This is a genomic window from Chromohalobacter sp. 48-RD10, assembly GCF_029889785.1.
Taxonomy (GTDB): Bacteria; Pseudomonadota; Gammaproteobacteria; order Pseudomonadales; family Halomonadaceae; genus Chromohalobacter.
The window spans coordinates 132,722-145,140 of the sequence record NZ_JARANX010000006.1 but is presented as its reverse complement, the minus strand read 5'-3'; the positions used below and the strand labels follow the sequence as shown (position 1 = coordinate 145,140).

Annotated in this window: 10 protein-coding genes; 5 read left to right on the top strand and 5 right to left on the bottom strand. The window is 59.1% G+C overall.

Features of this window, described 5'->3' with window-relative positions; genetic code table 11:
* Positions 1–15: 15 nt before the first annotated feature.
* The 3 genes from OP496_RS09080 to OP496_RS09070 form a co-directional block, all read right to left on the bottom strand.
* On the bottom strand, positions 16–1,728 hold the full coding sequence (locus tag OP496_RS09080; protein WP_280563282.1) for an ABC transporter permease subunit: 1,713 nt from the start codon (positions 1,726–1,728) through the stop codon (positions 16–18).
* Positions 1,725–2,930 carry an ABC transporter substrate-binding protein gene (locus OP496_RS09075; RefSeq protein ID WP_280563280.1) on the bottom strand — a complete coding sequence of 402 codons (1,206 nt, stop codon included), beginning with the start codon at positions 2,928–2,930 and terminating at the stop codon, positions 1,725–1,727. Before OP496_RS09075 ends, OP496_RS09080 begins: the two co-directional genes overlap by 4 nt.
* Before the next feature lie 144 nt (positions 2,931–3,074).
* Complete coding sequence (locus tag OP496_RS09070) at positions 3,075–4,169, bottom strand: aminoglycoside phosphotransferase family protein (RefSeq protein WP_280563279.1); 1,095 nt, start codon at positions 4,167–4,169, stop codon at positions 3,075–3,077.
* Between the two features lie 264 nt (positions 4,170–4,433).
* Here OP496_RS09070 and OP496_RS09065 point away from each other — a divergent pair, with 264 nt between their 5' ends.
* Positions 4,434–6,269 carry a DUF748 domain-containing protein gene (locus OP496_RS09065; RefSeq protein ID WP_280563278.1) on the top strand — a complete coding sequence of 612 codons (1,836 nt, stop codon included), beginning with the start codon at positions 4,434–4,436 and terminating at the stop codon, positions 6,267–6,269.
* A 145-nt stretch (positions 6,270–6,414) separates the two neighbouring features.
* Here OP496_RS09065 and OP496_RS09060 read toward each other — a convergent pair whose 3' ends face one another.
* On the bottom strand, positions 6,415–7,158 hold the full coding sequence (locus tag OP496_RS09060) for a GntR family transcriptional regulator (protein ID WP_280563277.1): 744 nt from the start codon (positions 7,156–7,158) through the stop codon (positions 6,415–6,417).
* 359 nt (positions 7,159–7,517) lie between these two features.
* Positions 7,518–7,802 (bottom strand): hypothetical protein, encoded by a 285-nt coding sequence (locus tag OP496_RS09055; protein ID WP_280563276.1) that lies wholly within the window; start codon positions 7,800–7,802, stop codon positions 7,518–7,520.
* A gap of 30 nt (positions 7,803–7,832) precedes the next feature.
* On the opposite strand from OP496_RS09055, the gene OP496_RS09050 reads away from it, so the two are divergent.
* The 4 genes from OP496_RS09050 (at position 7,833) to OP496_RS09035 (ending at position 12,280) form a co-directional block, all read left to right on the top strand.
* Positions 7,833–8,831, top strand: coding sequence for a flagellar biosynthesis protein FlgA (locus OP496_RS09050; RefSeq protein WP_280563275.1), 999 nt, complete (start codon positions 7,833–7,835; stop codon positions 8,829–8,831).
* Positions 8,832–9,124: 293 nt separating this feature from the next.
* The gene (locus tag OP496_RS09045; RefSeq protein ID WP_280563273.1) at positions 9,125–10,093 is read left to right on the top strand and encodes a tripartite tricarboxylate transporter substrate binding protein; all 969 of its coding nucleotides are present in this window, start codon (positions 9,125–9,127) and stop codon (positions 10,091–10,093) included.
* 134 nt (positions 10,094–10,227) lie between these two features.
* A complete protein-coding gene (locus OP496_RS09040; protein WP_280563272.1) occupies positions 10,228–10,725 on the top strand; it encodes a tripartite tricarboxylate transporter TctB family protein in 498 nt (165 codons plus the stop codon).
* 49 nt (positions 10,726–10,774) lie between these two features.
* Positions 10,775–12,280: a tripartite tricarboxylate transporter permease gene (locus OP496_RS09035; protein ID WP_280563271.1), complete on the top strand. Its 1,506-nt coding sequence runs from the start codon at positions 10,775–10,777 to the stop codon at positions 12,278–12,280.
* The last annotated feature ends 139 nt before the right edge of the window (positions 12,281–12,419 follow it).

The window sequence follows — 12,419 nt, the reverse complement described above, 5'->3', positions numbered from 1 at the left end:
GCGTTGGTCCTTCCTTCAATCGGAACGTGGCAGCAAACCCTGCCGCCGTCGAAACAGGTATCGCGGCACGAACATCGCCAGCAGAAATCCCAGCGCTGGCAACAGCAATTGCGCCAGGGCGAAGATGGCGGTCAATCGCCGGTCGCCACCACTGGCCAGGCTGACCGCCTCGGTGGTAACCGTTACCACGCGCCCGGCCCCCATCAGTACGGTGGGCAAATACTGGCCGATGCTTACCGCGAAGCCTACCGCCGCTGCGGTCAAAATTGGCGCCAACAGCAGCGGTATACGCACGCGCAGAAAAACCCGCCATGGCCCGGCACCGAGGCTACGCGCCTGCTGGCTCCAGCGCGGGTCCAGGCGACGATAGCTTTCTGCCAGCGAGAGAAAGACATACGGCAGCACGAACACCGCATGCCCTACGATGACTGCGCCCAGGCCGGGCCGAATACCCACTTGCGCCTGCATCATGACCAGGCCGAACAGGAAGGCCACTGAGGGCACCAGCAGCGGCAGATACAGAATCACTTGCGCCCAGGGCCGTAGAGGTCGCCGCTTCAGGGTTTCCGCTTCCAGCGAGCCTAGTACCAGCACCAGTGACAGCAGGGTCGCGGCAGTCGCCACCAGCAGCGACTGCCCGACCGGCACGATCAGGTCGTCCGCCGCCGCCTGCCAGTTTTGCACGGTCGGTGGCCATGGCAGAAACTCCGGAAACGGCCAGTAAGCCGCCACCGACCACAGCGTCAGCCCGGCCAGCCCTGCTAGCATCAGGCCCAACACTAGACGTATCGCCATCAGCGCCATGCCGCCTAGCCATCGCTCGCCACATTGGCGGCGCCCATCCTGACACCAGTGCCGGCTCAGGGATGCCACCAGCCGCTCCAGAGCATACCAGATCCCCAGCGCCATCAGCGTCAGCAGCATTTGCAAGATTGCCCCTGCCGAGGCCATGAAGCGCATCGATAGCGAAGGATCATTGAGCCAACTGACCACCGAGACCGCCAGTGTATTCGGGGTCGTCGGTCCCAGGATCATGGCGACATCTACCGTCGAGGTAGCGAAGGCGATTACCGCGTAGATGGGCAAACGCAGCAAGGGGTAGAGCCCCGGCATGACGACTTTGAGAAACGCCGTCAGAGGGCGATAACCCAGGCTTCGCGCAACCGTCAGCCGCTCACGAGCCTGGCATTGCACCAGGGCCGCCAGACTCATCAGCAACAAGAAAGGCACTTCCTTGATGACCAGGCCCAAAATCAGCGACAGCCCCCAGGGGTCGCCGGGAAATGCAAAATCCGCTGGATACTGCCAACCGGTTGCCCACGGGGAGAGTCCCCGTGCCACCCATCCCGACGGTGCCAGCAGGAAAGCCAAGCCGATCGCCGCCGCTGCATGGGGCACGGCCAGCAGCGGCGATAGCCATCGTTGGATGCGCCGATACAGCGGCGTATGCAAGAAGCTTCCCAGGAAGAGCACGACGACACCCAGCGAGATTGCCGCGCTGGCCAAGCCGGTGACGACGCTGAGTCGCGTCATGTCAGCAAGGCCCGGCATCTCGAGAAGCTGTCGCCAGGGCGCCAATGTCAGGCTATCGCCGCCCAGGACCGGCAAGTAACCGAAAGCGGGCGCCATGGCACCGAGCACTCCGCTAGCCACGGGCAGGCTGAGCAACGCGATGGTCAGCCAGGGCAAGACGCCGACGATAGACCGATAACTCGTGGCTCGACTCATTGGGCGCCGTAACGCTGTCGCCAGGCCTGCTCGAGCGGTTCAATCCAGGACGGGTGGGGTTCGCGCAACGTCTCGCCCAGCGACTGCGGTGGCAGGCTCGCGGCAGCCCGACTCTCGGTCGTGAACGACTCGCGCTGTGTTGGACTCAGGCGTGACATGTCCAGCACCGTGGCATCGCCCCACATCGAGAGGTCCTGCTTGCGGGCCTGCGCCTTGGGCGACAGCAGGAAATTGGCGACCGTCAACGCGCCGGCCTTGTGCTGGGCATTGTAGGGAATGGCGACGAAATGCACGTTGCCCAGAGTACCGTTGTCGAAAATATAGCTGCGCGTGGTCGGCGGCAGTTGATAGTCGAGCACGGCGGCGGCCGGTACCGAGGGCGTGAAGGTAAACGCCAGGCTCAATGCGCCGTCGCCCATGAGTTGGCGCATTTGGGGGCCGCCGGAGGGAAAGTTGTCGCCCTCATGCCATAGATGAGGATGCAAGCGATCCAGGTAGTCCCACAACGGCGCAGTGACGGCCTCGAAATCGGCTCGATCGACCGGGGCGTAGAGGGCCTCGGGTTGCTCGGTCAAGGCCAGCAGCGCCTGCTTGAGAAAAGTCGTACCCAGAAAAGCCGGGGGTTGGGGATAGGTAAAGCGACCTGGATGCGTCTTGGCCCAGTCGAGCAGTGCGGGCATGTTGCGCGGCGGCTTCTCGAGGCGCGCGCTGTCATAGTAGAAGGTGATCTGCGCTCGCCCCCAGGGCGCTTCATAGCCATTGACCGGCAGCGTGAAATCCTCGCGCACCTCGGGGTTCTGCTCGGGTGCGGTCAGCGAGAAATTGGGCAGTTGCTCGGCCCAGGGACCATAGAGCAACTCATTGCCTTTCATTGCAGCGAAATTCTCGCCGTTGAGCCAGATGAGATCGACCGCACCCTGATCCTCATTGCCGGCCGCCTTCTCCGCCACCACGCGGGTCACGGCCTCGGCCGTATCGCCCACTTTGACATGCTCGAGATCGATGCCATAACGCTGTTCGACCCGGTCGGCCACCCAGTCGACATAGGCATTGGTGCGTGAGTCGCCGCCCCAGGCATTCCAGTACACGGTCTGCCCCCGGGCGGCCTCGGTCACAGATTCCCAGTCGGACAGCTCGTAGGCGTGACCCACCGTCGGCGGCAACAACATGGCGGCTATCAGCCAGCGTCGAATATCTCGCATGCGATGTGCACTCCCTTCCCTTTGCGTTCCCGTGCCTTTGTCGCCACGCGGTGATGTTCCTTGCATTGTGCTCTTGCGAATGAGTGTTCATGACACGCCATCGCAAGGGCATCCACGAGCCGGCAATCGTTTTTACGCCAGCTTTTACGTCAGTGCCAGCTCGTGGGCGAGCCGATGGTTGTCGTCACCGACCCGCTTGATGACGGATGCAGAAAGATAGTGTCGAGCCCGATCTTCTACATGGGCAATCAATCGGTCCTCGCTCAATGCAGCGGACCAGTCCTCGCCTTGTGCCAGTGAATCCCGTTCCTGGTGGTGAAGTGACAGCCACTTGGCGCACCAGGTCGTCGACCATAGCCACATGGCTCGACGCGTGGCCACCAAGGCCTCGACATCCATCACGTCATCGGTGGTATACCGGGATGCCCACCAGTGGCGATAAAAGTCCACCACGGTGGCGGTATCCAGGACGGCGTGACTCGCTGGATCCCATGTCGTGGAGGTATAAAGCGAGGCATGGGCAAGATCCAGCCCGGGGTGGCCGTAACGGCACTTCTCCAGGTCGACCAGTACCGCCTTTCCTTCGGAGGTGATCAGGAAGTTACCTGGATGTGCATCGAAACTGATCAGGCAGCGTTGGGAATCGACACGCTTGGCGAGTTCATGATCATCGTCGAATAGGGAAAGCTCCGTGTCGATGCGACGTCTTGCTGAATCGGAAATCGGCGCTTTATCGAGATAGCCAGCCTGCTCCAGTACTTCGTCGCGCATGGCCGTCCAGGGAGAGCGCGGGCTGGCCAAGGGGAGACGCTCATCGACCGGGGGCACAGTGATCGCATGAAGATGTGCCAGCGCCTCGCCGATCGCCGGCAAATCATCCGGCAATTGCGCCGACCGCCCCTCTATCGCACTGACCAGCAAGCCGCCCCTGGGGAAGTCGGCGCTGATCGGCAGGATACCGTGGAGATCTGGCGTATGGCCGCTCTGCGCGGCGCGTCGAAAACAGGCCGCCTGATAGTCTAGATTGGTTTCCGGGTCGAGCTGCATCTGGCTCTGCTTGGGAAGTCTTGCTACCCAATCGGGACCCGTCTCGCGAGAGATCCAGACATGGTCATGCGCCAGGCCAGTGTCCGGAAGCGCGGTGAGATGAACGACATCGTTGTTGATATCGTCCAAAGCCCTATGCAATCGAGACAGGCGTTCGGTGGAGAATAAGGGTGAGGGCGTAAAATCGACCACGAAACACTCCTGGGAGATGGGTTAGCTATTGCTACTGATCGACATAGACATTCGACATGGAGACAGGATGGTTGATTCATCCTATGAGTCGCAGAATGGTCAATACCTTGTGGCTTCTTGCAGTACCCATGCCGCGCGGTGCTCGAAAGCGACTGTAACGGTAAGCCGGTGTTGCGGCTAGCCTGGCCTGCGACTCGCGGCTCCATGCTGACGATGTCACGCTGATAAGTATTCATCCATGATCTGACGATACGGAAAATTGACATGCCGCATTCCCATCGCAGCATGTCGAGGCCGACGCGCAAGCGTCGCCTCGGCATAGGGTTGAGTGTGCTGACGACTCTGGTGCTGCTTTTGCTGGTCACTTGGCTGTGGGCGTTGCCGGCGTATATCGACCAGCGCCTCAGCCAGACGCTGGCCGAGCGCAGCGGCCGTCAGGTAACGATCGAAGACGTCACTCTCCCCCCGTGGCGCCACCAAGTGACGCTCGACGGGCTACGTATCGCTGGTCAGGCCGACACGCCGGTTTTTTCGAGCCAACGGGTCGTGGCGATCCTCGATTGGCACTCGTTGTTTGAATCGGGTTGGCGTTTCGAGCGAATCGATCTAGAAGCGCCGCGTCTGCAACTGATTTGGCGCTCCGGGGGCGCGTGGAACCTGGCCCAGCTCTTCGGCAGTGACGGTGGGGGTGAATCGGCACCATTGCGTATTGCTCAACTCAACGTCAGCGATGGCCGACTGGACTGGATCAACCGGCGCCCCGATAAGCCGCTGACGCTGAGCCTGACAAACCTCGCTCTAGAGGCGCGTCATTATGACAATAGCGATGATCGGCCCTTCTCTCTGCAAGGTCAGGCGGATTGGAATGGCGGCACTCTGAAAGGAGAGGGCGAGATGGGCTTTTCGCCGTGGACGGTGGATGTCGATCTCGACGCGGACCAAGTGCCGCTGACTACGCTGTCGGGCTATCTGACACATGTCGTTCGCGCCGAACCGGCGGCGGGGTCGCTTGGTGCGCAGATTCGTTTGCGTGCGGGCCGCGCCAGCGATGCCGGTACACAGGTCAACGGCCAGGGCGTGATCGAAGCACTCGTGATGCGTGATCCCAAGAAGGATCAGACCATTGCCCGCGCCGAACGCTTCGCCGTGGAAGGGCTGACGTTCGCAAGTGCGCAGCCTGAATTGACCGCCGCGCGGGTGTCGCTCGCGGCACCCTGGCTCGATGTCACGATCGATGAACAACTCGACACCAATCTCACCGCCTGGCGCCCGCCGGCATCGAGCGGCGGTTCTGAGGATGATGGTTCTGAGAGTGGTAGTTCTGAGGATGAGAGTTCCGCGGGCCAAGGCATGCACTACGCGCTCGATGCCCTGTCCATCGAGCGCGGCGCAGTAGCCTTCAACGACCGTCACCTGCCGCGACCGTTCGAGCTGGACTTTTCGGCGCTGAATGGCGAGTGGCGGCAACTCGACTCCGACCAGCCGGGAGATGGCCAGTTGTCGCTCGAAGGGCAGGTGGCCGATGGCTCGCCGCTGCGTATCGAGGGCGCTTTCGATCCGCTCGGTGACGTCATGAACGGCAACCTGAACTTGCACTTCGAGCGCCTCGATCTCGAGACCTTGGCGCCCTACTTGCGCGAGTTCGGTGGCTATGCCGTCGAGCGTGGGCAGGCCACGCTGGATCTCGACTACCGGCTCGATCAGGGCCGCCTGCAAGCGCAGAATCATCTCGTTCTGCATCGGCTCAAGTTAGGCGAGGAGGTCGATACCTCGGCCACCGAGCTGCCGCTCAAGACGCTGGTCGGTGTCCTGAAGAGTGACGACGGCACCATTGAGCTCGATATCCCCATGCGCTTGCCACTCGACGATCTCGGATCGGTGGACTTTGGCAGTGTTGCCGGTCAGGCGATCCGCGAGGCGCTCGAGAATCTGGTGTCATCGCCACTCGACACTCTCTCCGAGGTGGTCGGTGACGGTGGTGCCAATCACTTGGACGATGCCGAATTGGCTGCCGATGGCGAGAGCAACGAGGGTGGCACGGGTGACAAGGATGGCGAGGACGCCTCAGCGATCTACGAGCATGCCGACACTCGCCAGTAAGCGTGTCGGCTCATCTGGTCCCGCCATCGCCGGTCTGCATTGGCGGCATCGAGAGTTTCTAGGTGATGGGGCCGAGGCGGCATGAGAACTCAGTGCGGCGGGCAATGCCGCAGCGGCTCCTGCCGGTGTATCGCCGCATAGATAATCATTGCTCGTCGGCGGGCGGGGACTCTTTCGTTTGCTTGGTCGGCTTTGCGTCCGTCTGGTCTGACGGTTGTGCATCAGGATTTTCGTTGGCGGCAAATTTGAACCACGTCTTGCCAAGATGATTGCGTAGTTCTTGTCCCATTCTCGTTGCGTCTCGCGCCTCAAGTGCCGCCATGATTGCTTCATGCTCGGCCATGGCGGTCGTCCACTTCTCACTTTTCTCGTTAGATAGATAGCGTACGCGATACAACTGGCGACACAGATAGCCATGCATCTCTCTCAGCGATCTGTTACCCGAGAGGGCGACAATGCGGTCGTGAATCTCTTGGTTGATGCGGAAATAGTTCTGCCGATCGCCGCGGATGAATGCCGCTTTCATCTCGTAGTGCAGCGCCTGTAACTCGGTAATGTCGCGGTCGGTTGCTTTTTCGCAGACAAGCTCTGCTGCGGCCTGCTCAAGTACGCTCAATACGTAGGCTTTCTCTTTAACGTCCAAGGGACTGACATCGGAAACCACTGCACCTCGGTTTGGCAGGATCTCTACCAGCCCTTCAGAGGCGAGTATCTTCAATGCCTCTCGTAGAGGGGTCCGGGAGACCTGTAGCTCTTCGGCCAGAGTGCGCTCGGGTAGTCGCTGTCCCGGTTGAAAGTGATCCATCACGATATGCTCGCGAAGATAGCTGGCCACCTTGGTGACTAGGCCCTGTTGGGATGTCTGGGCGATATCGTCGAGTGAAGTCATGGAAAACTGCCTGCCAATTTACAGCAAATATGGCATACCATCCTTTTATAAATCAACTTTACTATGTCGACATGGTAATTTTTTTGTCCATTCCTATCAGGTAGTTACTAGGTTAAAGCGCGCAGAAGCCACTAAAGTCTAACTGTCGTTCCTTTGACGGTGAAAATGGTATACCACTAGCCTTCACTCACTATTCGGTACGACGACATGCCGGACAATATGGACAACGTGAGTGGGGGCATGGTCGTTTTCCCGCTTCAGGAATTGGCGATTCTCGAATGAACTATCTGAACTATTTCGAAAGTGACCGGATTGTCGAGGCTTGCGTTGCAGGTGTCGGCGATTTCGGTACTGGTGTATTACGTCAAGCTCTTAATATGAATGCGTTTTCTGCGAGAATCGCGGTCGATGTCGATGCCCGGAGTGCACGCCTGGCCCTCGAGCGTGCTGGAGTCGATATAGCGGCCATCGTCGAGTGCCATGGGGTAGATCAGGCTCGCACGGCTTGGGACGCCGGATGCTATATCGCCAGCGGCGACCTGAGCACCGTCGTCGATTTGCCATTCGATATTCTTGTTGAAGCAACTGGTATACCAGAAGCTGGAGCGTTGCACGCCGAGAGCGCTATTGCGGCTGGCAAGCATGTTGGCATTGCCACCAAGGAAACGGAGTCGGTGATTGGTCCTTACTTGACCCACCAGGCTTTAGAAAAGGGGTTGGTCTTTACCCCACTGGATGGTGATCAGCCCAGTCTCTTGATCGGTATGGTGACTTGGGCCAGGACGTTGGGCTTCGAAATCATCGCCGCTGGCAAGAGCAGTGAATACGATTTCGTCTGGGACGAGGCGAACCAGGAAATACACTGCAACGATGCACGTTATCCGCTGCCGTCCATGGCCGACCTGTGGACGCTGGCGGATAGTCGGGAAGCCGAGATGGCGGGCGCGCGAATCGAAACCGCCAGCGATATGCAGCTGATCTCGGTACCGGATCTTTGCGAGATGACCAATGTCGCCAATGCAACGGGGCTATTCCCCGATCGCCCGGAATTCCACGCACCGTTATTGAGAATCCCCGAAGTGCCGACGGTACTGGATACCCACGAGCAGGGCGGCATCCTCAAGCATGGCGGTCGGCTGGAGGTCTTCAACTGCCTGCGCAGGCCGGATGAGGTCAGCTTCGCTGGCGGAGTGTTTGTCGTCCTGCGCTGCGAAGACCCCGCATCCTGGGAACTGTTGCGCGGCAAGGGACACGTGGTCAGCCGTAATGGGGCAAGTGCGATGGTGTACCTTCCACGTCATCTACTGGGCCTTGAGGCGCCGATCTCGCTGCTCGATGCCGTACTGCATGGCCTGCCATCGGGCGGTGGAGGTGCGACCCAGCCGAGAGTTGATCTGGTCGCAAGGGCCATCCGCGATCTTCCGGCCGGGCATCGTTTCGAGATGAACGGTCACCACCGTGTCATCGATGGACTGCGTCCGGAGGCGCACCCGGCCCGGCCTATCGATGGAGGGGGCGCGGCTCCATTCTATCTGCTGCCGGGAGCGCGTTTGTTGCGAGACGTCACGGCGGATGAGCCGATTCCTTTCGATGCACTGGATAATGTCCCCGATTCCGCGTTGCTGAGATTGCGGCGCGAGCAGGACAGGAACTTCTTTCAGGAGCAAGCATGAGACGTGAGACCGCTTCGTGCCTGGAGGTACGGTACTACGGTCTACGGCAGTCTGAGGTCTGTCATCGAGATATTAGCGCGGGGTTATGCGGGCATTCCTATAGACGTTCACGAACCCAAGAATTCTCAACGGCAAGGAGGTGAACACCTGCAGCAACGTTATCGAAAAATGCGTGACTGACAAAGCCGCGCATCGTTGGACATCAAATCACGGTTCCGATGGACCGGACGGGACGCATGCGCCGCTCCGTCTATCAACGACAATATTTCTTTATTTGAGAGGGAGCCAGTCAAATGCTCGATAAATACAAACTCGCGGCGATTGGTATTCTGGGCGTGAGTGTAGCCGCCGTCAGCGGCACCACCCTAGCCAGTTCCGAAGCCTCGGACTACCCATCTGGCAACATCAAGGCGCTGGTCGCTGCCGGCGCAGGTGGCGGTACTGACAATTTCACCAGACAGGTCCAGCCAATGCTGGAGAAGCGCCTGGATACCACGGTGACTGTCATCGACCTGCCCACGGCATCCGGTGCCATCGCCCATCAGCGCACTGCCAACAATGCACCCGACGGCCAGACCCTGGACTTTGCGTCGTCGACCCTCATCACCTCGCTAGCCGCTGGCCAGAATCCGACTGGGCTCGACCAACTGACGCCGGTGGCGCGCATGCAGTCAGACGTCATGACGCTGATCGTGAATCCTGACAAGTACGAAAATTTCCAGGAATTCTATGACTATGCCAAGAATAATCCCGGCGAGGTCGTGATCGGTGGGACCGCTGCTGCAAGTCCCGACAAAATGGCATTTCTTGGCTTCAAGGATGCCAGTGGTCTGGAGATGAATTTCATTCCCTACGACGAGGAAGGCAGCGTTTCATCCAATGTGCTGAGTGGCAACATCGACGGCATGTTTGGCGAGATAAGCTCAATTCTGGGCTACATGGAGTCCGGTAAAATGAAGCCCATTCTGGTCTTTGCCGATAAGCGTCTCGAGGACTTCCCAGATATACCGACAACCGTCGAAAAGGGATGGGATCTGACGGACGGCAACGAGCGGGGAGTGTTCGTTAACGCCGACACGCCGGAGAAGACGGTGGCCGCTATCGAAAGTGCGCTCAAGGACATCTACGAGTCCGACAAGTACCAGGATTACGCCAGCAAAGTCCATCTGGATTACCGCGAAGGCTGGATGGGTAGTGATGCCTATAGAAAGGAACTCAAGGCTGATCTCAAGCAGTACAAGCGACTGCTCAAAAACGAGTGACTCGGAAAGTTCTATAGGTAGGGGCAGCATTTCTCGGAAGGCAATGGAGTGAGTGACGTCAGGAACATGCTGCCCCTTTTTCTTCCTTCGGCGCCGGAGAACTCGGCGCCGCCCCTACATCTTCGGTGTCAGTCATGACTAGAAAGCTGTATGCCTTTATTGCTTGTGTCTTCGTCGGGGGGCTCGTCTTCCTGACGAAGACCTGGCAATTGCCGAGTTCCGAGGAGGTCTCCACGCTTATCGGGCCGCGCACCTGGCCATTGTTGGTGCTGGTGGCGATGCTCGTTCTAGCGACGATGCTGGCTGTTACGACCCATGTCGAATCGAGCAAGTCGAAGAGCAGCAATCTTGCGACTAAAGAGGACGACGGCCCCGAAGAAGCCGCCGCCGAGGAGACCGTAAGCGGTGGCATCTTCGCCCGGAATCGCCACTGGGTTCTTCTCGTGCTGGTGGTGCTGTATACAGTATCGATGAGCCTCGTGGGTTTCTTGTGGGCGACGATCGGCTTCTCTCTACTTTGCAGCCTGACCCTGGGCGCGACACGCAAAATGACGATTGGCATGACCACGCTGGCGGGGGTGGTTCTGGTGCTGCTCGTCTTCGACACCCTGCTGAACATTCCCTTGCCGTGATCGCGACGGTCGATGTACACGCCACAGGTGTAACTGAGGAAGACAGACAATGCTAGACGGTCTTATGAACGGCTTTTCGGTTGTCCTACAGCCGATGAATTTCCTGATTCTGTTATCCGCCGTGTTCATCGGGTTCATTGGTGGCGCCTTGCCGGGCATTAGCGGCGTTATTCTGGTCGTTATCCTGCTACCGGTAACTTATGGCATGGATTCGACGACGGCTTTCATGCTGTTGACGGCGATTTATGCTTCTACAGTTTTCTCGGGACTGATTACCGCCATCCTCTACCGGGCGCCCGGAACACCGGAAGCCGTCATGACCTCCTTTGACGGCTATCCCATGACCCAACGGGGTGAGGCCGGGAAGGCTCTGGGTATCGGGATATTGGGCTCAGCGATTGGAGGGCTCGTAGGCACCATTGCGCTTATCGTCTTCGCTCCGATGTTGGCGTCGGTAGCGTTGAAGTTCTCGTCACCGGAATTCTTCGCTCTGGCAGTGCTCGGTCTGACCGTGGTGGCGTCGCTGGGCGGTAGCTTGCTGCTCGGTCTGATCGGCGCCATGATCGGGCTGTTCGTGGCCTCGATAGGTATCGATCCGATGACCGGCACCTTGCGCTATACCTTCGGCAACCTCAACTTGGCTGGCGGGATTCAACTGATCCCGATCATTGTGGGAATGTTCGCCATCTCCGAAGTGTTGAAGCGTGCCCAGGGCAACGCTCCGCACACGCCGATCAAGAAAGTCAAGATCCGAATATTCGACATGCCTGTCATCCGGCGGATTCGGCTGACCCTGGCCCGGTCATCGATTCTCGGAGTTGCCATCGGAATTCTGCCGGGCATCGGCGCAAGCACAGCAGCCATGGTGAGCTATAGTGAGGCGATGCGTTGGTCCCGGCACCCTAAGGAATTCGGTAAGGGCGTACCGGAAGGAATCGCGGCCCCTGAAGCGGCCAACAACGCCGCAGCAATGGGCGCTCTCGTACCACTTTTCGCCTTGGGCATCCCCGGCAGTGGTACGACGGCCGTCATCCTGGGGGCTTTCATCATGCATGGTCTGCAGCCCGGTCCGTCCTTCATGATCAACAACGGCGATCTAATCTATGCTGTATTCGTTGGTCTCCTTATCGTCAACTTGCTTATCCTGGCATTCTCCAAGCCATTCGTCGCCGTGCTATCACGGATGTTGAATATTCCCTATTCGGCCTTGGGGCCGATCATCATCATCTGCTGTGTGGTGGGTACGTATTCGGTACAGAACTCGATGTTCGATGTCTGGCTCATGCTGGGCTTCGGGGTGATGGGTTTCTTGCTTGAGAAAATCAATTTCCCATTGGTCGCTATTATTCTTGGTGTTGTGCTGGGGCCTATCGCTGAGAGCGAATTCCGCCGGTCACTGGGCATGTCGCAGGGCGATCCGTCGATCTTTTTCTCGCGGCCGATCAGCGCAACCTTGCTGTACATAGCCATCACCGTAGTGACGCTGGCGATCATCGTTCCACTGATCAAGTACCTGAGAAAGCGCAAAGCGCGAATGGGAGACTCCCATCAGTGACATCTCGGTGGGCTCGCTGGCAGGGCCCGCTGCACTGGAGGTTATCGTTCCATAAGGTAAGTACCACGATCACCTGCTCTCCGATAGCTTTGGCGATGTCGGACATGGCATTGAGAGCTCTCGGCAGACTTGCTGACCG